At 73.6% G+C, this 19,998-nt stretch carries 21 protein-coding genes; 12 read left to right on the plus strand and 9 right to left on the minus strand.

Translation table 11 applies throughout. The features are described from left to right. Positions 1–16: 16 nt before the first annotated feature. On the minus strand, positions 17–1,297 hold the full coding sequence (locus tag G339_RS0111785; protein ID WP_019631284.1) for a cytochrome P450: 1,281 nt from the start codon (positions 1,295–1,297) through the stop codon (positions 17–19). Between the two features lie 127 nt (positions 1,298–1,424). Here G339_RS0111785 and G339_RS0111790 point away from each other — a divergent pair, with 127 nt between their 5' ends. From G339_RS0111790 to G339_RS38735, 8 genes are all read left to right on the plus strand, one after another. Next, the gene (locus G339_RS0111790; protein WP_019631285.1) at positions 1,425–1,964 is read left to right on the plus strand and encodes a PaaI family thioesterase; all 540 of its coding nucleotides are present in this window, start codon (positions 1,425–1,427) and stop codon (positions 1,962–1,964) included. 7 nt (positions 1,965–1,971) lie between these two features. Continuing rightward, on the plus strand, positions 1,972–2,454 hold the full coding sequence (gene dut / locus G339_RS0111795; protein WP_019631286.1) for a dUTP diphosphatase: 483 nt from the start codon (positions 1,972–1,974) through the stop codon (positions 2,452–2,454). A gap of 37 nt (positions 2,455–2,491) precedes the next feature. Continuing rightward, positions 2,492–3,310: a DUF3710 domain-containing protein gene (locus G339_RS0111800; protein ID WP_157407524.1), complete on the plus strand. Its 819-nt coding sequence runs from the start codon at positions 2,492–2,494 to the stop codon at positions 3,308–3,310. Positions 3,311–3,746: 436 nt separating this feature from the next. After that, on the plus strand, positions 3,747–4,550 hold the full coding sequence (locus tag G339_RS0111805; RefSeq protein ID WP_019631288.1) for an ABC transporter ATP-binding protein: 804 nt from the start codon (positions 3,747–3,749) through the stop codon (positions 4,548–4,550). Beyond that, positions 4,547–5,899, plus strand: a complete 1,353-nt coding sequence (locus tag G339_RS0111810; protein ID WP_240489790.1) for an ABC transporter permease — start codon at positions 4,547–4,549, stop codon at positions 5,897–5,899. Before G339_RS0111805 ends, G339_RS0111810 begins: the two co-directional genes overlap by 4 nt. A 110-nt stretch (positions 5,900–6,009) precedes the next feature. After that, positions 6,010–6,429, plus strand: coding sequence for an OB-fold nucleic acid binding domain-containing protein (locus G339_RS0111815; RefSeq protein WP_019631290.1), 420 nt, complete (start codon positions 6,010–6,012; stop codon positions 6,427–6,429). Between the two features lie 35 nt (positions 6,430–6,464). After that, a complete protein-coding gene (locus G339_RS0111820) occupies positions 6,465–7,217 on the plus strand; it encodes a DUF3159 domain-containing protein (RefSeq protein ID WP_019631291.1) in 753 nt (250 codons plus the stop codon). A gap of 241 nt (positions 7,218–7,458) precedes the next feature. Then, positions 7,459–7,635 (plus strand): hypothetical protein, encoded by a 177-nt coding sequence (locus G339_RS38735; RefSeq protein ID WP_157407526.1) that lies wholly within the window; start codon positions 7,459–7,461, stop codon positions 7,633–7,635. A gap of 357 nt (positions 7,636–7,992) precedes the next feature. Here the strand turns inward: G339_RS38735 and G339_RS0111825 are convergent, their stop codons facing one another. Next, on the minus strand, positions 7,993–8,652 hold the full coding sequence (locus tag G339_RS0111825; RefSeq protein WP_019631292.1) for a potassium channel family protein: 660 nt from the start codon (positions 8,650–8,652) through the stop codon (positions 7,993–7,995). After that, a complete protein-coding gene (locus tag G339_RS0111830; RefSeq protein ID WP_026341362.1) occupies positions 8,652–9,317 on the minus strand; it encodes a potassium channel family protein in 666 nt (221 codons plus the stop codon). The genes G339_RS0111825 and G339_RS0111830 overlap by 1 nt, the downstream gene beginning before the upstream one ends. Before the next feature lie 179 nt (positions 9,318–9,496). Here G339_RS0111830 and G339_RS0111835 point away from each other — a divergent pair, with 179 nt between their 5' ends. After that, the gene (locus tag G339_RS0111835; protein WP_019631294.1) at positions 9,497–11,545 is read left to right on the plus strand and encodes an APC family permease; all 2,049 of its coding nucleotides are present in this window, start codon (positions 9,497–9,499) and stop codon (positions 11,543–11,545) included. Then, entirely contained in the window at positions 11,538–12,878 is a 1,341-nt protein-coding gene (locus tag G339_RS0111840; RefSeq protein ID WP_019631295.1) for a class I SAM-dependent RNA methyltransferase, read from the plus strand. Before G339_RS0111835 ends, G339_RS0111840 begins: the two co-directional genes overlap by 8 nt. A gap of 49 nt (positions 12,879–12,927) precedes the next feature. On the opposite strand, the gene G339_RS0111845 is transcribed toward G339_RS0111840, so the two are convergent. The 4 genes from G339_RS0111845 to G339_RS36600 all read right to left on the minus strand — a co-directional run bounded on the left by G339_RS0111845 (position 12,928) and on the right by G339_RS36600 (position 15,346). Next, on the minus strand, positions 12,928–13,647 hold the full coding sequence (locus G339_RS0111845; protein ID WP_019631296.1) for a C40 family peptidase: 720 nt from the start codon (positions 13,645–13,647) through the stop codon (positions 12,928–12,930). After that, positions 13,644–13,799, minus strand: coding sequence for a hypothetical protein (locus tag G339_RS39385; RefSeq protein ID WP_019631297.1), 156 nt, complete (start codon positions 13,797–13,799; stop codon positions 13,644–13,646). The genes G339_RS0111845 and G339_RS39385 overlap by 4 nt, the downstream gene beginning before the upstream one ends. A gap of 167 nt (positions 13,800–13,966) precedes the next feature. Beyond that, on the minus strand, positions 13,967–14,167 hold the full coding sequence (locus tag G339_RS0111855) for a hypothetical protein (RefSeq protein WP_157407528.1): 201 nt from the start codon (positions 14,165–14,167) through the stop codon (positions 13,967–13,969). A 150-nt stretch (positions 14,168–14,317) separates the two neighbouring features. Then, entirely contained in the window at positions 14,318–15,346 is a 1,029-nt protein-coding gene (locus G339_RS36600; protein ID WP_019631299.1) for a DUF1906 domain-containing protein, read from the minus strand. A 162-nt stretch (positions 15,347–15,508) separates the two neighbouring features. Between G339_RS36600 and G339_RS0111865 the strand changes: the two genes are divergently transcribed. After that, positions 15,509–16,435: an LLM class F420-dependent oxidoreductase gene (locus G339_RS0111865; RefSeq protein ID WP_026341363.1), complete on the plus strand. Its 927-nt coding sequence runs from the start codon at positions 15,509–15,511 to the stop codon at positions 16,433–16,435. A 45-nt stretch (positions 16,436–16,480) separates the two neighbouring features. Here G339_RS0111865 and G339_RS0111870 read toward each other — a convergent pair whose 3' ends face one another. Continuing rightward, the gene (locus G339_RS0111870) at positions 16,481–18,226 is read right to left on the minus strand and encodes an MFS transporter (protein ID WP_019631301.1); all 1,746 of its coding nucleotides are present in this window, start codon (positions 18,224–18,226) and stop codon (positions 16,481–16,483) included. Positions 18,227–18,395: 169 nt separating this feature from the next. Here G339_RS0111870 and G339_RS0111875 point away from each other — a divergent pair, with 169 nt between their 5' ends. Further along, complete coding sequence (locus tag G339_RS0111875; protein WP_019631302.1) at positions 18,396–19,118, plus strand: TetR/AcrR family transcriptional regulator; 723 nt, start codon at positions 18,396–18,398, stop codon at positions 19,116–19,118. Here G339_RS0111875 and G339_RS0111880 read toward each other — a convergent pair. Beyond that, complete coding sequence (locus tag G339_RS0111880) at positions 19,103–19,936, minus strand: TIGR02452 family protein (protein WP_019631303.1); 834 nt, start codon at positions 19,934–19,936, stop codon at positions 19,103–19,105. The two genes, G339_RS0111875 and G339_RS0111880, sit on opposite strands and share 16 nt — an antisense overlap. Positions 19,937–19,998 lie beyond the last annotated feature (62 nt).

Consider the following 19,998-nt stretch of genomic DNA (forward strand, 5'->3'; position numbering starts at 1 on the left):
TCCGGGCCGCTGACCGCTAGAAGGCGCAGTCCTGGCGCTTGATGCCGTTGATGAAGTTGGAGTACAGCCAGTCCGCCGGGCCGTCCGACCGAATCTCGGGGATGCGGGTGAACAGCTCGCGGAACATCACCGTGATCTCCCGGCGGGCCAGGTTCGCGCCCAGGCAGAAGTGCGGCCCCGGCCCGCCGAACCCGACGTGCGGGTTGGGGGACCGCGTGATGTCGAACGCGTCCGGGTCGTCGAACACGGCCGCGTCGCGGTTCGCCGAGTTGTAGAACAGCAGCACCTTGTCGCCCGCGCGGTATCGGTGGCCGTTCATCTCGTGGTCGCGGGTCAGGGTCCGGCGGAACTGGATCACCGGCGTCGCGATCCGGACGATCTCCTCGACCGCTCCGCCGATCCGCCCGTCGAAGTCCGCCATCAGCAGCTCGCGCTGCTCCGGGTTGCGGGTCAGCAGCCGCAGGCCGTGGGTCATCGCGTTGCGGGTCGTCTCGTTGCCCGCGACGACGAGCAGGATGAAGAACGAGCCGATCTCCTGGTCCGTCAGCGACTCGCCGTCGATCTCGGCGGCGACGAGCGCGGAGATCAGGTCGTCGCCGGGCCGCACGCGCCGCCGCCGGGCGAGCTTCATCGCCATGTGGTTCAGCTCGTACCCGGCCGCCATCGCCGTCGCCAGCCCGAACAGGACGCCCGTGCGGGTCACGCCGCTGGCCGCGAACTCGCGGCCGCCCGTGTAGTCCGGGTCGCCGATGCCGAGGATCGCGTTCGTCGCCTCGTACACGCGGGGCCGCCACATCGGCGGGATGCCCATCATGTCGCAGATGACCTGGAGCGGGAGGCGGGCGGCGACACGGCCCACGAAGTCGCCGGGGCCGTCGCGCAGCAGGTCGTCCACGATCTCCGTCGCGGCGGCCGCCAGGTCCTCCTCCAGCTTGGCGAGGACGCGCGGGGTGAACGCCCGCGACACGATCCGGCGGATCTCGGCGTGCCGGGGATCGTCCATGTTGATCATCGAGCCGAAGTAGCGGGCGAAGTAGCGCGGCAGGTCCGCGACGCCCGTGACGCTCGGCTCGCTGCTGAAGACCTCCGGCCGCCTGCTGGCCTCCACGACGTCCGCGTGCCGGACGAGCGCGTAGTAGCCCGCGCCCGTCTTCACGAACGGCATCTTCAGCTCCTGGAAGAACGCGGGCGAATCGCGCTCGCGCAGCGCCGCGAACGCCGCCTCCCGCTCGCGCCTGGGCCGCGCCCAGAACTCCAGGTCCGACAGATCAACCCCGGCGTCCACCGTCGCCGCCATCGGGCACCGCCTCCTCAACCCGCACCCATGCAACCCAGCCCCGCCGCCGCCGTCAATCCCCGCGTCCCGCGCCCGCCGGCCTGACACGCCCGGCTGACGGTCCGGGCCCGCCGGGTAAAATCCCCACGTGAACCGTTCCAACCTCACCGTCCCGCCGCCCGGCGCACCGGTCCCCGCGCCGCACCCCGACGCGCCCGTCGGCGAACCCCTCGGCCCGCACTACGCGCGCTGCTTCGGCTGCGGACCCGACCACCCGACCGGCCTGCACCTGGCGGCCGTCAGCCGCGACGGGCTCAGCGTCGAGGCGAAGTTCACCGTCGGCCCCGAGCACCAGGGCGCGCCCGGCCTCGCCCACGGCGGCGTTTTGGCGACCGCGATCGACGAGGCGCTCGGTATGGTCGTCTGGCTGCTCCGCAAGCCGTACGTCACCGGCCGCCTGGAGACCGACTACGTCCGGCCCGTGCCGGTGGGCACCACGCTCCACCTGCGCACCCGCTGCACCGGCGTCGTCGGCCGCAAGGCGTACCTGGAGGCCGAGGCCAGGATGGACGCCGCGGACGGCCCCGTCGCCGTGCGCGGCGCCGCGCTGTTCGTCGAGGTCCCGGTCGAGCACTTCGCCCGGCACGGCGACGGCGCGGGCGGCCCGGACCCCGAGGTCAACCCCTGACGACGAGGTGAACGCCGTGAGCGAGAAGGTCGACGTGCTGATCAAGCGCCTGGACGCGGGCCTGCCCGTGCCCGAGTACGCCCATCCGGGCGACGCGGGCGCGGACCTGTACGCCGCCGAGGACGTCGAACTGCCGCCCGGCGAGCGCGCGAGCGTCCCCACGGGCGTGTCGATCGCCCTGCCCGACGGCTACGCCGCGTTCGTCCACCCGCGTTCGGGTTTGGGGGCCCGGTTGGGGGTGACCATCGTCAACGCACCCGGTACCGTCGATGCGGGCTACCGAGGTGAGATCAGGGTGACCCTGCTGAACACCGACCTGCGCGACACCGTCCGACTGCGGCGCGGCGACCGGATCGCGCAGCTGGTCGTGCAGCGCGTCGCGCACGCGGTCTTCCACGAGGTCGCCGACCTGCCCGGCAGCGACCGGGGGGCGGGCGGTTTCGGCTCCACCGGGGGTTTTGCCCGGGAGAGCGCGGCCGGCCCACAGTGAGCCCCGCAGCGGGCATAGTCGATAAGGAGCGTGAGTCGTGGCTTTTGGACGTCGCCGGCAGGCCGACGAGCAGGTGACCGGGGAGGCCGAGGAGCAGGCTCGGCCCGCCGACGAGGCCGTCGACGAGACCGCCGCCGAGTCCGCGCCCGCCGAGGGCGGGCCGTGGGACTCCGAGGACTCCTACCCGGAGATGCAGCGCCTCGACTTCGGCTCGATGCAGATCCCGGTCGCGCAGGGGCTCGGTTTCCAGGTGAACTTCGAGGCGACCGAGGTGGACGACGAGGGCAACCCCGTCAACGGCCGTCCCGTCGCGGTGCTGGTCCAGTACGGCGAGAGCGCCATGCAACTCCAGGTCTTCGCCGCCCCGAAGCGCTCCGGGATCTGGGACGACGTGCGGCGCGAAACCGCGGGCGACATCCAGGAGCAGGCGCAGGGCCAGACGCAGGAGGGCGAGGGACCGTTCGGCCCCGAGCTGCTGGCGATGGTCCCCGCCGCGCTGACCGAGGAGGTCCTGGCGGAGATGCCCGAGGAGGTGCGCTCCCAGATCCCGCAGGAGTTCATCGACCAGGGCTGGGCGCCGCAGGTCATCCGCTTCCTCGGCGTCGACGGCCCGCGCTGGTTCCTCCAGGCCGTGGTGCAGGGCGCCGCGATCGAGAACGAGGAGCAGTGGCAGGTGCTGGAGGACGTGCTGCGCGGCGTCGTCGTGACGCGCGGCGACGCCCCGATGCCGCCCCGCGACCTGCTCGAACTGCGCATCCCGCAGGAGTTCAGCGAGGCGAACGAGGAGGGCGGGGACGGCGCCGAGCAGACGTTCGACCCGTTCGAGCGCGGCCCGGAGATCACCGAGGTCCGCTGACCCGACCCCCGACGGCCCGCCGCGACAAGCGGCGGGCCGTCGCCGTCCCCACCCACTTCCACCCCCGCCGCGCGCCCCGCCCGGCCGCCCCGCACCTTCGACCGCCCGCAGCGGCCGTGCTGCCGCTCGGTGCGCCCGCATCGCCGCGCTGCCCGGCGCCGCGCGTTCGGCCGTTCGCCGGGCCGCGCGGCCGCTGTGCGGCCCGGTTGCCCGCGCGTTCGCCTGTTGGCTGGGTTCGTGCGTTGGGCGGGCCTGTTTACCGGTGCGGCTGGTGGCCGCCGCGCTCCGCGCGGCGGCCACCAGCCGCACCGTTTTAGGGGGCTTTTCCCTACCTTCAGAGGCGGTCTGGTCCCCTCGGGGGCGGCCCTCGCCGTCCGTAGCTTCGTGGTCGTGAGCGTTCCGGGTCCACGGAACGCGGCGGACCAGGAGGAACGCGATGTTCGGTCGGGAAGCGCGGAAAGCGGGACCGCAGGGCGGGGCCGACGCCCTGCGGCTGGAGGCGGTCGGCAGGACGTACGGGACGGAGGGCAACCGGGTCCGCGCCCTGCGCGGCGTGTCGCTCGTCCTGCCCGCCGGGTCGTTCGCGGCGGTGATGGGGCCGTCCGGCTCGGGGAAGAGCACGCTGCTGCAGTGCGCGGCGGGGCTCGACCGGCCCACCGAGGGCCGGGTGTTCGTGGGCGGCGCGGAACTGGCCGGGCGCTCGGAGGCCGAGCTGACGAGGTTCCGGCGCGGCCGCGTCGGCTTCGTCTTCCAGGACTTCAACCTGCTGCCGACGCTGACGGTGCTGCAGAACGCGGTCCTGCCGCTGAAGCTGGCCCGCCGCCGCGTCGACACGGCCGCCGCGACCAGGATGCTGACCCGCGTCGGCCTCGGCGACCGGCTGCACCGGCTGCCCGCCGAGCTGTCGGGCGGGCAGCGGCAGCGCGCCGCCATCGCCCGCGCGCTGCTGGCCGAGCCCGCCGTCGTCTTCGCCGACGAGCCGACGGGCGCGCTCGACCTGCGCAGCGCCCGCGAGGTGCTGGCGCTGCTGCGGGAGGGCGTCCGGGCCCACGGCCGGACGGTCGTCATGGTCACCCACGACCCGGTCGCCGCGGCCTGCGCCGACAACGTCCTGTTCCTGGCGGACGGCGCGCTGGCCGGCGAGCTGCGCGCCCCCACCGCCGAGGCCGTCGCGGAGCGGATGACGCGCCTCGCCGACGTCGTCGCCGCCCGCCGCGAGGCCGCGGGGAGCGCCGCGTGAGCGCCCCGATGGCCGCCGTCGCCGCCGCGTCCCTGCGCCGCCGCGCCGGAGCGTCCGCCGCCGTGTTCCTGGCCGTGCTGTCCGGCGCGGCCGTCCTGATGGCCTTCGGGTCGCTGCTCGACGTCGCCGCCGCCGGGGACGCGACGGGCCAGGCCCGCTCGACGCTGACGACGATGGCGTCCGTCGTCGGCGGCTGGGGCCTGCTGCTGGTCGTCGTCGCCGTCGCGTCCGCCCTGACGCTGTCGGTCCGGCAGCGTGCCGAGGAGACCGCCCTGCTGCGCAGCGCCGGGGCGACGCCCGGCCAGCTCGCCCGCATGATCGTCACCGAGGGCGTGCTGGTCTGCGCGGCGGGCGGCGTCGCGGCGATCCCGCTCGGCGCCGTCCTCGGCTACGGCCTGCTGGCGCTGCTGCGCCACGGCCACCAGGTCCCCGGCGACCTCGGGTACGCGTTCGGGCCGTGGGCGGTGTCCATCGGCCTCGGCGTCACGCTGCTGTCGGCGCTGGCCGCGGGCGCGGTGACGGCGCGGCGCGCGGTGCGCGGCACGCCCGCCGAGGCGTTCTCCGCCGAACCGGCCCGCACCGGCCGCGGCCGGATCATCGCCGCCGCCGTCCTGCTCGCCGCGGCCGCGGGGGAGGCGGTCACGACCGTCACCGTCATGAAGGACCAGGGCTTCGACGCGATGGCGACATCCGGGCAGGCCGACATCCTCGCCGCCCTCGCCCTCGCGCTGCTCGGCCCCGCCCTGCTGCGCGGCGCCGCGCGGCTCCTCGCCCGGCCCCTCGGCCGGCTCGGCGCGACCGGCGACCTGGTCCTGGCGGCCCTGACGCGGCGGACGCGGCGGCTCGCGGCCGCCCTCATGCCGATCGTGCTGTTCACCGGCATCGCGATCGGGACGCTGCACCTCCAGGCCACCGAGAACGCCGCCATGCGCGGCCTGGTCCCCGACGCCGACCAGAAGGCCGTCGAACTGCTGAACCTCACGGTCATCGCGATGATCGTCCTGTTCGCGGCGATCCTGCTCGTCAACACGCTCGTCGCCGCGACCGTCGACCGGCGCGGCGAGTTCGGGCGGCAGCGGCTCGCCGGGGCCACGCCCGGCCAGGTCGTCGGGGCGGTCGCGGTGGAGGCCGGGCTGCTCGCGGCGCTCGGCACCGCCGCCGGGACCGTCGCGTCCCTGTTCACCTCGGTGCCGTACGCGGTCGTGCGGATCGACTCGGCGACGCCGTCCGGCGGCCCGCTGATCTTCGTCGCGGTCGCCGCGCTCGCCCTGGCGCTCACCGGCGGCACCGCCGTCCTGGCCGCCCGCCGCGCGCTGCGGACGCCCGCCGTCCGCGCCGCCGCCGCCTGACGGCCGGGCCGGACCGTCGCACGGGGGACGGTCCGGCCCGGCGTTCGCCGTGCGGAAACGCGGCCCGCCGGACGGTTCCACTTGCTCCCCGATGCCTTAAAGTTCCCTTCATGGACGACGTACCGGCCGAGACCGCGCCCCGGGAGCGGGGCGAACTGCGCCCGGCCCCGCGCGGACTCCGCCGCTTCCTGCGCCGGATGGCCTCCAGCGACGCCGAGCTGGAGGCCGCCGAGCTGCAGGAGACCACCGGCCGCGAGGGCGCGACGCCCATCACGGCGTGCGGTGAGCGCTCCCGGCACTGCGTGGCCGGTACGCTGCGTACCGTGACGCTGCGCCCGCGCGGCGGCGCGCCCGCGCTGGAGGCCGAGCTGTACGACGGCACCGACGTGATCAGCCTCGTCTGGCTGGGCCGCCGCCGGATCGCCGGGATCGACCCCGGCCGCCGGCTGCGCGCCGAGGGCCTGGTCAGCGTCCAGGACGGCCGCAAGGTCATGTTCAATCCCCGGTACGAGCTGCGCGGCGGTTCGTGAGCCCGCCGGGGCCCGACACCGACGGGGGAGACGGCGTGGAGGACGAGCGGGTGCGCGTGGCGGAGGCGTCCGGCCGGGCGGCCGAGGAACGCGCCCACGACACCGTCGAGGCGGCCGTCCGCGCGCAGCTCACCAAGGCGCTCGGCGGGGTGCGCGGCATGGTCGAGGCCGCCGTCCCGACGATCGGCTTCACGGTCGCCTACCTGGTGACCAAGGAGGTCAAGACCGCCGTCATCGTGGGCGTCGGCGCGTCGGTGCTGCTGCTGGCGCTCCGGCTCGTCCAGCGGTCCAGCCCGCAGTTCGTGCTGAACAGCCTGGTCGGCATCGCCGTCGCCGCGTTCTTCGCGCTGCGCTCGGGCAACGCCGAGGACGCGTTCCTGCCCGGCATCATCTACAACGCCGCCTACGCGGCCGGGATGCTGCTGTCCATCGTCGTACGGTGGCCGCTCGTCGGGTTCATCATCGGGTCCGTCACCGGCGACCCGACGGCCTGGCGGTCCGATCCTGGCATCGTGCGGCTCTGCTCGCGGCTGACGTGGCTGCTCATGGCGCCGTGCCTGCTGCGGGTGGTCGTCCAGTACCCGATCTGGCTGTCGGCGGGGGACCAGAGCGGCCCGCTGGGCATCGCCAAGATCGCGATGGGGTGGCCGCTGCAGGTGGCGTCGCTGGCGCTGATGGTCGCGCTGCTCGCGCGGGGCCGCACGCCGTTCGCCGCCCCGGCGGCCGAGCCCGCCGCCGGGTCCGCCGCCGAGCCCGCGGTCGGTCCCGAGGAGGACGCGGCGACCTGAGCGCCGCTTCCCCCGGCCGCGACGGCGCGGTACAGTCAGTTCCGGTGTGCCGGGAAGCCTGGTCGGCGTCGTGACGGACGTGTCGACCGGGAGCCCCCATGAGGTATGGCCTGAGGCGCCGCGCGCAGGCGGTCTTCCCCTGCCGGGCCCGCCGCGGGTTCCCGCCCTGAAGAGGGACGGCGTTCCTCCGGTTTCCCCCGCGTCGCCCGCGCGACGTCCCTCCACACCGAAAGCGGGTCCGATGACGACCTCCGCCCTGCGCTGCCCCGCTCCCGACTGCACCGGCGACCTCCTGGACGGCTACTGCGACCTGTGCGGCACCGCCCGCCCCGCCGAACAGCCCGCCCCGCGCCCCACCCGCCGCTTCCGCCGCTTCCGCCGCAGAACCCGCCCGACCCGCGCCCTACCGCCGACCTGAACCCGCAACCGCACAACCCCAGCGAGCCCGCCACCGACCCAGAGCGCACCGAAACCAGAACACCCCAGCACCAGCGCGCTCCGAAACCAGAGCGCCGCGAGACCAGAGCGCCCCGAAACCAGAGCGCCGAGCACCAGAGCACACCGAAACCGGGCGCGCCGAAACGAGAACACGCTTCAACCACAGCGCACCTCACCACAGCGCACCGCAACCACAGCGCGAGTGCGTTAACTGCCGCCCCGGGAGGCGAAGCCGAAGGCGAGCCTCCCGGGGCGGCAGATCGCGAAGCGATGCCGCACTCGCACAGGCCGGGTAAGCCGCGAGCCGCCAGGCGAGCGGCTTGGCCCGGACGCGCGCTCAACGAGCGCTCAGCAACTCAGCCAGCTCGTCCTCGACGTCCTGGCTGGCGACGAACATCAGTTCGTCCCCCGCCTCCAGGGTGTCGTCCGGCGTGGGGACGAGCACCCGTCCTTCCCGCAGGATCGCAACCAGCGCCGTGTCGCGCGGCCAGCGCACGGAACCGACGCGTTCCCCGCCGAGCGGGGCGTCGTCGGGCAGCGTCAGTTCGACGAGGTTGGCCTCGCCCTGCCGGAACGTCATGAGCCGTACCAGGTCGCCGACGCTGACGGCCTCTTCCACCAGCGCGGACAGCAGGCGCGGCGTGGAGACGGCGACGTCCACGCCCCACGACTCGTTGAACAGCCACTCGTTCTTCGGGTGGTTGATGCGCGCGACGACGCGCGGGACGCCGTACTCGGTCTTGGCGAGCAGCGACACGACCAGGTTCGCCTTGTCGTCGCCGGTGGACGCGACGACCACCTGGCAGCGTTCCAGCGCGGCGTCGTCCAGCGAGGAGATCTCGCACGCGTCGGCCAGGAGCCATTCGGCGCGCGGCACCATTTCGACCTTGATGGCCTTCGGGCTCTTGTCGATGAGCAGGACCTCGTGGCCGTTCTCCAGCAGCTCCTGCGCGATGGAGCGGCCGACCGCGCCCGCCCCGGCGATAGCGATGCGCATCAGGCGCCACCCTCCGTCCGCGCGGCGACGGCCGCGTTGATCCGTTCCAGCTCGCCGGCGTGCGCGACGACGTGGACGATGTCGCCGTCCTGGATGACCGTCGAGCCCTTGGGGACGAGCGCGTCGCCCATCCGGGTGAGGAACGCGACCCGCGTCCCGGCCGCGTCCTCCAGCTCGGCGACCTGCTCGCCGACCCACCGGGTGCCGGTCTCGACCTCGGCGAGGACGACCTCGCCGGTCGGGTCGCGCCACAGCGGCTCGGCGCCCTCGGGGAGCAGGCGCCGCAGGATCTGGTCGGCCGTCCAGCGGACAGTGGCGACGGTGGGGATGCCGAGCCGCTGGTACACCTCGGCGCGGCGCGGGTCGTAGATGCGGGCGACGACGTTGTCGACGCCGAACGTCTCCCGCGCGACCCGGGCGGAGATGATGTTGGAGTTGTCGCCGCTGCTCACGGCCACGAACGCCGACGCCTTCTCGATCCCGGCCTCGGCGATGACGTCGCGGTCGAAGCCGAACCCGGTGACCCGGCGGCCCCGGAACCCGGCGCGCAGCTTGCGGAACGCCTCGGGATTCTGGTCGATGACGGCCACCGAATGACCCTTGTCCTCCAGGATGTGGGCGAGCGTCGACCCGACGCGCCCGCACCCCATGATCACGATATGCACGGTCATCCCTTCCCCGGTACGTGCTGATCGCCGCTGCACGTCGTTCCCGATTTCTTGCAGCCTGCCAAGCTACACATCAGCCCAGGCGAGTACTACCCGGCCGGGAGGCGGAACAGGCGTGCGGCGGCGGGTCGGGGCCGCCGGGGAATCGTCGTGGTCAGCGGCTAGAGTCTCCTTCCGTGCCGACCGTTCCGGACTTCGCGAAGCGACTCCTGCTGGGCCGGGCGCTGAGCAGCGCCAGCCAGCACGAGCAGTTGCTGCGCAAACGCATCGCGCTGCCGATCTTCGCGAGCGACGCGCTGTCGTCGGTGGCGTACGCGCCGCAGGAGATCATGCTGGCGCTCGCGGCGGGCGGGCTGGTGATGTACCACTACACGCCGTGGATCGCGGCGGCGGTGGTGGTGATCCTGCTCACCGTGGTCGCGTCGTACCGGCAGAACGTCCGGGCGTACCAGAGCGGCGGCGGCGACTTCGAGGTCGCGACGACCAACCTCGGGGACAACTGGGGGCTGATCGTCGCGTCGGCGCTGCTCGTCGACTACGTGATGACGGTCGCGGTGTCGGTGTCGTCCGGCGTCGAGAACCTGGGCGCGCTGCTGAAGTTCCTGCAGCCGCACGAGGTCCTGGTCGCGATCGTGATCGTGGCCCTGGTGACGATCGCGAATCTGCGCGGGCTGAAAGAGGCGGGCCTGGCGTTCGCCGTCCCGACCTACCTGTTCATGTTCGCCGTCGCGGGGATGCTGCTGTGGGGCGCGGCGCGGTTCGCGTTCGGCGCGGACCTGGAGGCCGAGACGGCGCACTACCAGGTCCACGGCGACGAGATGCACGCCAGCGGGTTCGCGCTGATCTTCCTGCTGCTGCGGGCGTTCTCGTCCGGTTGCGCGGCGCTGACGGGCGTCGAGTCGATCAGCAACGGCGTCCCCGCGTTCCGCAAGCCCAAGGGCGAGAACGCCGCCAAGACGCTGCTGATGCTGGGCGCGGTCGGCACGACGCTGTTCGGCGGCGTCACCGCGCTCGCCTACGCCACCAGCGCCAAGTTCGCCGACCCGGCCGCCGGGAGCGAACTGGTCGACCCGAAGACCGGCAAGGAGATCACCGACGCCGATCCGGTGATCGCGCAGGTCGCGCACACCGTCTTCAGCAACTTCACGCCCGGGTTCGCGCTGGTCACCGTGATGACGGCGCTGATCCTGTTCCTCGCCGCGAACACCGCGTTCAACGGGTTCCCGGTGCTCGGGTCCGTCCTCGCGCAGAACCGGTACCTGCCGCGCCAGCTCCACACGCGCGGCGACCGGCTCGCGTTCAGCAACGGCATCATCATCCTCGCGGCGGCGGCCGGGCTGCTGATCTACGCCTACGACGCGTCGGTGAGCAAGCTGATCCCGCTCTACACCGTCGGCGTGTTCGTGTCGTTCACCGTCAGCCAGATCGGGATGGTCCGGCACTGGAACCGGCTGCTGCGCGACGAGAGCGACGCCCGGCAGCGGCGGCGCATGGTCGTGTCCCGGTCCATCAACGCGTTCGGCGCGACGCTCACCGGTGTCGTGCTCGTCGTCGTGCTGATCACCAAGTTCGCGCTCGGCGCGTACATCGTGGTGATCGCGATGCCGGTGCTGTTCGCGATGATGCGCGGCATCCGCCGCCACTACGACCGGGTCGCGCAGGAGCTGGCGCCGTCCGGGGAGGACGTGGCGCTGCCCGCGCGCAACCACGCGATCGTCCTCGTCTCCAAGATCCACAAGCCGACGCTGCGGGCGCTGGCGTACGCGCAGGTCACCCGGCCGTCCACGCTGGAGGCCGTCACCGTCGCGGTGGACGCGGCCGAGTCCCGGCGGCTCCAGGAGGAGTGGGACGCGCTGGACGTCTCCGTCCCCCTCAAGATCCTCGACTCCCCGTTCCGCGAGGTCACCCGGCCCGTCCTGGAGTACGTCAAGAGCGTGCGGCGGCGCAGCCCCCGCGACGTCGTGACGGTGTTCATCCCCGAGTACGTCGTCGGCCACTGGTGGGAGCAGCTCCTGCACAACCAGAGCGCACTGCGGCTCAAGGGGCGGCTGCTGTTCCAACCCGGCGTCATGGTCACCAGCGTCGCGTGGCAGCTCCACTCGTCCGACCGCCTCAAGGGCCGCGCCGAGGGCGCCGCGCCCGGCGCGTCCCGGCGGCCCCCGCGCCCGCCCCGCGACGGGGACGGGGCGGTCCGCGGCACCGGTATCGTTTCGGACCGTGACTGACGATCTCCACCCCGGTGACCTGCTCGACCTCGACGTGGGCAATGTCGCCAACGGCGGCTTCTGCGTGGCCCGGCACGAGGGCCGCGTCGTGTTCGTCCGGCACGCCCTGCCCGGCGAGCGGGTCCGCGCCCGCGTCACGGACGTGACGAAGAAGTTCCTGCGCGCCGACGCCGAGGAGATCCTGACCGCCTCGCCCGACCGCGTCGAGCCGCCCTGCCCGTTCGCGGGGCCGGGGCGCTGCGGCGGCTGCGACTGGCAGCACGCCGCGCTGCCCGCGCAGCGCGCGCTGAAGGCGGCCGTGGTGGAGGAGCAGCTCCGGCGCGTCGCCGGGATCGACCGGACCGTCGTGGTCGAGGAGGTCCCCTATCCCGAGGACGCGGAGGTCGTGCCGCCGCCGGGCCTCGGCTGGCGCACCCGCGTGCAGTTCTCCGTGGACGACGGCGCGGTGGGGCTGCGGCGCAGCCGCTCCCACGACATCGAGCCGGTGGACGAGTGCCTCATCGCGCACCCCGGCGTCGAGCTGATGGGCATCGAGCGCAAGCGGTGGCCGGGGGCGGCGTCGGTCGAGGGCATCGCCTCGTCCGGCACCGGGGACCGGCTCGTCGTGCTGCGCGGGCGGCGCAACGCCCGCGTGCCCCGGCTGGACGTGCCCGTGCGGCTGCTGCGCGGGCGGTCCGAGCCCGGCGCGACCGTCCCGTACGTCCGCGAGCAGGTCGGCTCCCGGCTGTTCCAGGTGTCGGGCAGCGGGTTCTGGCAGGTCCACCCGGGCGCGGCGAAGCTTCTGGCGGACGCCGTCCTGGACGCGCTGGAGCCCAAGCCGGGCGACGTCGTGGTGGACCTGTACTGCGGCGCGGGCCTGTTCACCGCGTTCCTCGGCGAGCGCGTCGGCGCGGACGGCCTCGTCGTCGGCATCGAGTCCGACGCGCAGGCGGCCCGCGACGCGCGGTTCAACGTGCGGGACCTGCCGCAGGTGTCGATCGAGCGCGGCGCGGTCGAGGAGGTCGTCGGCGACCTGGAGTTCGGCCGGGCGGACGGCACGTCCCGCTCGCAGAACAAGCGGTCCGGCACCGGCCACCGCGGCGGCGCGCGCGTGCGCGGCGCGGACCTGGTCGTCCTGGACCCGCCCCGCTCCGGCGCGGGCCGCGAGGTCGTCGAGAAGGTCGCGGCCCTGGCCAAGCGCAAGATCGCCTACGTCTCCTGCGACCCGGCGACCCTCGCCCGCGACCTGGCCTACTTCGGCGACCGCGGCTGGACCCTCGAAACCCTCCGCTCCTTCGACGCCTTCCCCATGACCCAGCACGTGGAATGCCTGGCCACCCTGATCCGCGGCTGACCCACGCGGCGACTCATGGCATCCCACGAGTCGCCGCGCTCGGCGTTGCTTACTTGTGGACGCGCAGTAGTACGGGCCAGGTCTTGGGGCCGACCTCGCCGTCGGCGGTGACGCCGCCCCAGCGCTGGACGGCCTTGACGGCGGCCACGACCTTGTCGTCGAACTTGCCTTCGACGGGGCCGATCTCGGGGTGGGAGCGGGCGAGGAGCAGGGCGCGGAGCGTCTGCACGTGTTCGCCGGTCGCGCCCTTCTTGAGCAGCGGCAGGTCCTTCACCATGTCCTCCATCCACTTCGAGGCGGCCGCCGCGTAGTTCGGGCGGCCGTATCCGGCGATCACCGACGAGGCGCGGACGCGGCGCAGGCAGGCGTCGCCGGTGTTGGCCTCGATGGTCTGCAGCCGCCCGCCGCCGAGGTTCTTCTCGACGATCCCGACGTGGTCGATGGCGTCGATCGAGTTCGTCGCGCCCCAGTCGAAGAAGACGATGTCGCCGGGCTTGGCCTTGTCGACCTCGGCGGTGGTGCCGGTGTGCCAGCGCCCGGCCTTCTGGAAGTCCTGCGCGTGCCAGACGGTGTAGGCGCGGTCCCCGGCCGGGAGGACGGCGGACGCGTTCCCGGAGCGGCGCGCCCACTCGGTGATCGCGATGTCGCACCAGGCCGTGTCGGCGTACTCGTCCCCGTTGCGCGCGGCGTACGCGCGGGTCAGCGCGTTCGGGCGGCCCTTGGTGCCGAGCCAGCGCCGCGCCTCGGCGAGCATGGCGGCGGCGCTCACCGCGGCTCACCCCCGTAGACGCCGCGCTCGTCGGGCGGCCCGTAGAGGGCGCGGAGCACGGCCTCCTCGTCGGGTTCGGTGGCGCGGTGCGCCTCGGGGTTCCGGTCGACGCGGCGGGTGAGCTCCGCCTCGTCGGTTCGGCTGTCGGTCATCGTGTCCTCGTTCTGCCCGGGGGGCGGTCGGGATCAGTCTCGGGGGTGCGCGGCGTCCGCTTCAATTGACCGGCCGATGGCGGTCGCGTCGCGACGGGTGCGGCGGCCTGGCCGACCGGGCGCGCGGGCCCGTCCCGGACGCCGGCCAGGCGCGGATTCGGTCGCGCTCAGAGATCGGGCGTGTGCTTGGTGAACCAGCCCGCGGCGGCGGCGGACGCCGACGACAGCGCGCCGACGATCACCGCCTGCAGCGGCACCGCCACGTCCGACAGCCCCGGCACCTTGTCGACGACCCACGAGGTCGCGAACGCGGCGGCGAGCGTCGCCAGCGACGCCGCCCTGACCTTCCTCTCCATCCGAGCGGACACGGGGGACCTCCCTTCGGCCGGGCCCGGCCGCGGCCACCGCGACCGCGACCGCCCGACCCCTTTCAGGTTCCGCGAAAACCCCCGCCCCGGCCGTTTTCGGACGGGGAACTGTCACTCCTCGGATAGAGGTCCGCACGCAACGGGAGCGCGTCAAAGCTTCCAGAACAGGATCTTCGCCCCCGCCGCGGACAGCTTCGCGTCCTGCTCGCCGAACTGCTTGAGCTGGAGGCGGACGCGGTACCCGTCGTCCACGGTGTCGGCCGGGGCGGCGTACACCAGGTGCGTCTCCTCGCCCGTCGAGACGAAGTCGTGGGTGGCCTCGACGGCGAAGGTGTCGGTGTCGTCGGCCTTGACCTCGATGGCCCGCGCCTGGATGCGGGTGCCCTCCGGCACGCCCTCGACGGTGAACGCGGCGGTCAGCGCGTACCGCGCCGGGCCCCACAGGATGCTCGGGCCGCCCTCGTCGGCGTGCTGGTGCTCGGCGTCGGAGTAGTCCTTGGTGAAGGTGACGGTGGTCCATGCGCCGGGCTTGAGCTGCTGGGCGGCGGTGATGCCGACCGAGACGTAGTCGGGCATGTCGTCCTTCCCGGGTGAGACGCCGATGCGCCACTGCCCGTAGTCGCTCTTGGCGGCGCGGTCGTAGTCGAGGCCGACGCCGTTGATGGTGTGGTCGTTGGAGTACTGCTGGAGCTGGGCGCGGCCGTCCCACCTGCCGCCGGACCAGGCGTACGTCTGCCACCCGTAGGCGATCTTCCCGGCGTCGAAGGCCCGCTTGACGGGCCCGTAGCCCGCGTAGATCCCGACGCGGTCGCGGCCGATGACGCTCGCGGCGCCGTCGAGGTAGGCGTTGATCTTCTTCTGCTGGCCCGCGCCGGCGTCGAAGTCGACGGCGAAGTAGATCGGCCGGTCCTTCGGCATCCCGCAGTCGGCGGCCTGCCGCTCGGCCTCCTTGGCGTCGGCCGCGCCCGCGTCGCGGCCCTGCAGGGCGCGGCTGGCGGTGCTCTCCCAGACGACGACGAGCCAGAACCCCGCGTCGGAGAGCTGCTCGGCCTCGGCCTTGGTCAGTGTCTTGCCGGACGTGTCGGGGGAGAGGTAGCGGCAGACGAACTCGACCTTGGCGTCCTTGAGCGCCTTGACTCCCGGACGGCCCCACGCGTAGTCCACGCCGAATACGGACATGTCTGCTCCCGGTGCCGGAGACCCGTTGCGCTCTGATTCAACCTCGTCACGGAGCGTCGCGCAGCCCCTTCGTTGGTAAAGTCTTGACCCCCGCTTGTGTGACTCGCCGGTCACCGAGGATCGGCTTCGCGTTCCCCGCCGGGGACCGCGAGGATGTGGATCATGCGTCTGCGGATCTTCACCGAGCCCCAGCAGGGGGCAAGCTACGAGACCCTGCTCGCCGTCGCCAAGGCGACCGAGGACCTGGGTTTCGACGCCTTCTACCGTTCCGACCACTATCTGAAGATGGGCGACGTGTCCGGCGACCCCGGACCGTCCGACGCGTGGGTGACGCTCGGCGCGCTCGCCCGCGAGACCAGCCGCATCCGGCTCGGCACGCTGATGACGGCGGCCACGTTCCGCCACCCGGGACCGCTCGCCATCGCCGTCGCGCAGGTGGACCGGATGAGCGGCGGCCGCGTGGACTTCGGCATCGGCACCGGCTGGTTCGAGCAGGAGCACCGCGCCTACGGCATCCCGTTCCCCGACCTGAACGAGCGGTTCGAGCGGCTGGAGGAGCAGCTCCAGATCTGCACCGGCCTGTGGCGGACGCCGCCGGGCGAGACGTTCGACTTCGCCGGGAAGCACTACCGGCTGGAGGAGTCGCCCGCGCTGCCCAAGCCGGCGAGCCCGGCGGGGCCGCCCGTCCTGATCGGCGGGTTCGGGGCGAAGCGGACGCCGCGCCTGGCCGCCGCCTACGCCGACGAGTACAACGTGCCGTTCCACACGCTGGAGGACACGATGGTCGCGTTCGGCCGCGTCCGCGCGGCCGTCGAGGCGGCGGACCGGACGAAGCCGATGGTCTACTCCGCCGCCCAGGTCGTCTGCTGCGGCCGGGACGAGGCCGAGATCGCCCGCCGCGCCGCCGCGATCGGCCGGGAGCCGGAAGAGCTGCGCGTCAACGGCCTGGCCGGGACGCCCGCCGAACTCGTCGACAAGATCGGGAGGTTCGCCGAGGCGGGCGCGGAGACGATCTACCTCCAGGTCCTCGACCTGGACGACCTCGGCCACCTGGAACTCCTGGCGACCGAGGTGCTGGACCGGCTGTAGCGGCGCGGACCGGTGCGCCCCGCCCGGCGCACCGGTCCCCTCCGCTCACGCCGAGGCGGGGACGGCCGCGGGCGCGGCGTCCTCCTCGGCGTCCTCGGGCCGCGCGTGCATCGGCAGCAGGAACGTCGTCACGAGCGTCAGGCCGAGCATCCCGACGACGACCCACAGCGTCGTGATCATCGCGTCCGAGAAGCCGCGCGCGGCGGAGTGCTTGCCCGCCTCCCCGACGATCCGGCTCACGGCGGCGGGGTCGGTCGAGGTTCCGGCGGCGGCGCGGGTCGCCTGCTCCAGGCGGACGCACGACGCGGGCACGGCGGCGGCGTCCTCGGTGCTGGCGCGGTCCCGGCCGCAGGCGCGCAGCGCGTCGGACACGCGTCCGGCGTCGGCGGACCCGACCGACACGGCCGCGAGCCGCGCCTTGACGCTCCCCGAGTCGTGCGCGGCGGCGGTCGCGACGCCGGTGGCGAGCAGCCCGAAGAAGATCGTCCCGAGGACCGCCGCGCCGAGCGAGCTGCCGAGCTGCTGGACGGCGGTCATCGTGCCGCCCGCCGAGCCGGTCTCGTGCTGGTCCACGCTCGCCATGACGATCCCGAAGAACGGCGCCATGAGCAGCCCCATGCCGAGGCCGGTGACGACCAGCGCGGGGGAGAGCTGCCAGGGCGTGACGCCGATCCCGGCGGTCTTGAGCGTGACGACGACGCCGACGACGCCGCCCGCCATGATGACGGTCCCGGCCTGCAGCACGTGCCGCCCGAAGCGCTGGACGGCCTGCGCGAGGCCGAACCCGACGATCATCCCGAGGGACCAGGGGATCTGGCTGAGGCCCGCCTTGAGCGGCGAGTAGCCGAGGCCCATCTGGATGTAGAGGGAGATCGTCAGCGCGAAGCCCGTCATGGCGGAGAAGAACACGATCCCGACGACGAGCCCGCCGACGAACCCGCGCTTGCGGAACAGGCTGGGCGTGATCAGCGGGTCGCGGCCGGTGCGCTGCCGCCGCGCCTGGTACCAGCCGAACGCGCCGAACACGGCGACGGCGGCGGCGATCATGGCGAACGTCCAGGCGGGCCAGCCGAGTTCGCGGCCCTGGACGAGCGGGTAGACGAGCAGCGCCGCGCCGCCTCCGGCGAGGACCGCGCCGAGCAGGTCGAGCCGGGTGGCCTCGGTGGACCGTCCGCCGGGCAGGAAGATCAGCCCCGCGACGACGGCGGCGATGCCGAGCGGCAGGTTGATCAGGAAGATCATGCGCCAGCCGGTGCCGAACAGGTCGGCGTCCACGAGCCAGCCCGCGAGGACGGGACCGCCGATCGAGGACAGCCCCATGATCGGCCCGAACAGGCCGAACGCGGTGCCCATCTCCTTCTCGTCGAACATCCGGCGGATCATGCCGATGCCCTGCGGCAGCATGACCGAGCCGAACAGGCCCTGGAGCACGCGCGCGCCGACGAGCATGCCGGGCGAGGCGGCGACGCCGCACAGCAGCGACCCGACCGTGAACCCGGCCGCGCCGATGACGAACATGCGCTTGCGGCCGTACAGGTCGCCGAGGCGGCCGCCGGTGATCAGGCCCACGGCCATCGCGAGCGTGTATCCGGCGGCGAGCCACTGGATGGTGGCGGCGGTGCCGCCGAGGTCGGACCGGATGGACGGCGACGCGATCGTGGTGATCAGCGCGTCCAGCATGTCCATGATCTCGCCCGCGAGGATCACCATGAGGGCGACCCAGCGCCAGCGGTAGAGCGTTTCGGGCAGTCCGGCGGACCCGGGGGGACCGCCGGCGGCGGCGTCGGTCATCGGAACTCCTTGGAACGGTGTTCGTTAGTTGCGAACATCATTCGTACATACGAACGGTGTTCGTGTCAAGTACGATGTTCGTCCGGGGACGCCCCCGCGGCGGCGTCCGAGAAAGACGATATATCGCGAGTCGCGAAAATCAAGATGTATCGCGACATTGGAGGTCGCCATGTCCGACGACAGCGGGATGCCCACCCCGCCCGGCCATCGCCCGCGCCGCGCCCGGCCCGCGCGCCGCCCGCTGTCGGCGGACGTCATCGTCGATACGGGCATGCGCGTCTTGGACGCCGAGGGCCTCGACGCCGTCACCATGCGCCGCGTCGCCCAGGAACTCGGCACCGGCCCCGCCTCCCTGTACGCGCACGTCGGCAGCAAGGACGAGCTGTACGAGCTGATGCACGACCGCGCCGCCGCGCAGATCCGGCTCCCCGAGCCCGACCCGGCGCGCTGGCGCGAGCAGCTCGCCGAGGTCGCGTTCGAGGCGCGCCGCGTCCTGGCCTCGCACCGCGACCTGGCCCGGGTGTCGCTCGGGGCGATCCCGGTCGGCCCGAACGTCCTGCGCATCGCGGAGTTCCAACTGGCGCTGCTGCGCGGCGCGGGCATCCCGAAGCGGATCGCGGCGATGGCCGTCGACACGCTCGCGATGTACGTGGACGCGGACGTCATCGAGGGCGCGATCTTCGGCGGCGGCGCGACCGGCCCGGACGCCGAGCGGACCGTCCACGAGAACCGGATCGAGCCGATCCGCGCCTACTTCAACGCCCTCCCGCCCGACCGCTACCCGACCCTCGTCGGCATGGTGGACGAGCTGGTCGGCGGCACCAGCGACGAGCGGTTCGAGTTCGGCCTGGACATCTTCCTGCGCGGCATCGCCTCCTACGCGCCGTCCTGACCGAACACCCGCTCGAACGCGACCCGGCGCGGCGCGCCCGCCGCGGTGTCCCACACCGCGAACACCACGTGCTCGAACCGGTCGTGGAACGCGCCGCCCGGCCGCAGCAGGTCCGCGAAGACGCCCGCGACCTCGGCCGGGTCGTTGCGGAACACGCCGCAGCCCCACGCGCCGAGCACCAGCCGCCCGTGTCCGCGCGCCGCCGCGACCGCGAGGACGGCCGACGCGCGGCGGGCCAGCGCCGCCGGGACGCGCGCGGCGTGATCCGCGTCACGGATCGCGCCCCGGTTCGGCGCGGCCGAGGTGAGGAACGCGACGTCGTACGGGTCCTCCAGCAGCGTCCCGTCGTCGGCGCGGAACACCGGCACGTCCGGCGAGTAGATCATGTGGTCGCTGTAGAGCAGGTCGCCCTGCGCGCGGTGGAACGCGTAGTAGTCCGGCGCGGCGAGCAGCGACGAGTACAGGCCCGACGACCGCGCGAGCCCCTCTTCCTGCGCGTGCGCGCCGTTGAGGAACCCGCCGCCCGGGTTCTTGGCCGACGCGAAGTTCAGCGCGAGCGGCGGCGCGGCGGAGCCGCCGGTCAGGCGGTGCGCGGCGGCCAGCGTCGTCTCGCCGGTCACCTCGATCCGCGTCGGCCCGCCGCCGCCCGGCGGGGGCGGCGCGGGCAGGTCCGCCGGGCGGTACAGGACGGTCCCGCGCACCGCCGCCGCGAGGCGCGCGGCGAGGTCCACGGTCCGGCCGGAGGGCGCGGCGTACGCGCCGCGGTCGAGTATTTCCACGGTCTGCCGCGCGACGGCGCGGCGGGGGTGTCGGCTCATCGTGCCGAGCATTGTCCCGGCCGCCGCGCGCCGAAGCCACGGATTTACCGCCGCGGCCACCG

Origin of the sequence: Actinomadura atramentaria DSM 43919 (assembly GCF_000381885.1) — a bacterium.
Taxonomy (GTDB): Bacteria; Actinomycetota; Actinomycetes; order Streptosporangiales; family Streptosporangiaceae; genus Spirillospora; species Spirillospora atramentaria.

What these genes read in the sequence shown, in the direction of transcription:
- G339_RS0111785 (WP_019631284.1), bottom strand. Translation starts at nt 1,297, where the DNA reads ATGGCGGCGACGGTGGACGCCGGGGTTGATCTGTCGGACCTGGAGTTC.
- G339_RS0111805 (WP_019631288.1), top strand. Translation starts at nt 3,747, where the DNA reads ATGTTCGGTCGGGAAGCGCGGAAAGCGGGACCGCAGGGCGGGGCCGAC.
- G339_RS0111815 (WP_019631290.1), top strand. Translation starts at nt 6,010, where the DNA reads ATGGACGACGTACCGGCCGAGACCGCGCCCCGGGAGCGGGGCGAACTG.
- G339_RS38735 (WP_157407526.1), top strand. Translation starts at nt 7,459, where the DNA reads ATGACGACCTCCGCCCTGCGCTGCCCCGCTCCCGACTGCACCGGCGAC.
- G339_RS0111825 (WP_019631292.1), bottom strand. Translation starts at nt 8,652, where the DNA reads ATGCGCATCGCTATCGCCGGGGCGGGCGCGGTCGGCCGCTCCATCGCG.
- G339_RS39385 (WP_019631297.1), bottom strand. Translation starts at nt 13,799, where the DNA reads ATGACCGACAGCCGAACCGACGAGGCGGAGCTCACCCGCCGCGTCGAC.
- G339_RS36600 (WP_019631299.1), bottom strand. Translation starts at nt 15,346, where the DNA reads ATGTCCGTATTCGGCGTGGACTACGCGTGGGGCCGTCCGGGAGTCAAG.
- G339_RS0111865 (WP_026341363.1), top strand. Translation starts at nt 15,509, where the DNA reads ATGCGTCTGCGGATCTTCACCGAGCCCCAGCAGGGGGCAAGCTACGAG.
- G339_RS0111870 (WP_019631301.1), bottom strand. Translation starts at nt 18,226, where the DNA reads ATGACCGACGCCGCCGCCGGCGGTCCCCCCGGGTCCGCCGGACTGCCC.
- G339_RS0111875 (WP_019631302.1), top strand. Translation starts at nt 18,396, where the DNA reads ATGTCCGACGACAGCGGGATGCCCACCCCGCCCGGCCATCGCCCGCGC.
- G339_RS0111880 (WP_019631303.1), bottom strand. Translation starts at nt 19,936, where the DNA reads ATGAGCCGACACCCCCGCCGCGCCGTCGCGCGGCAGACCGTGGAAATA.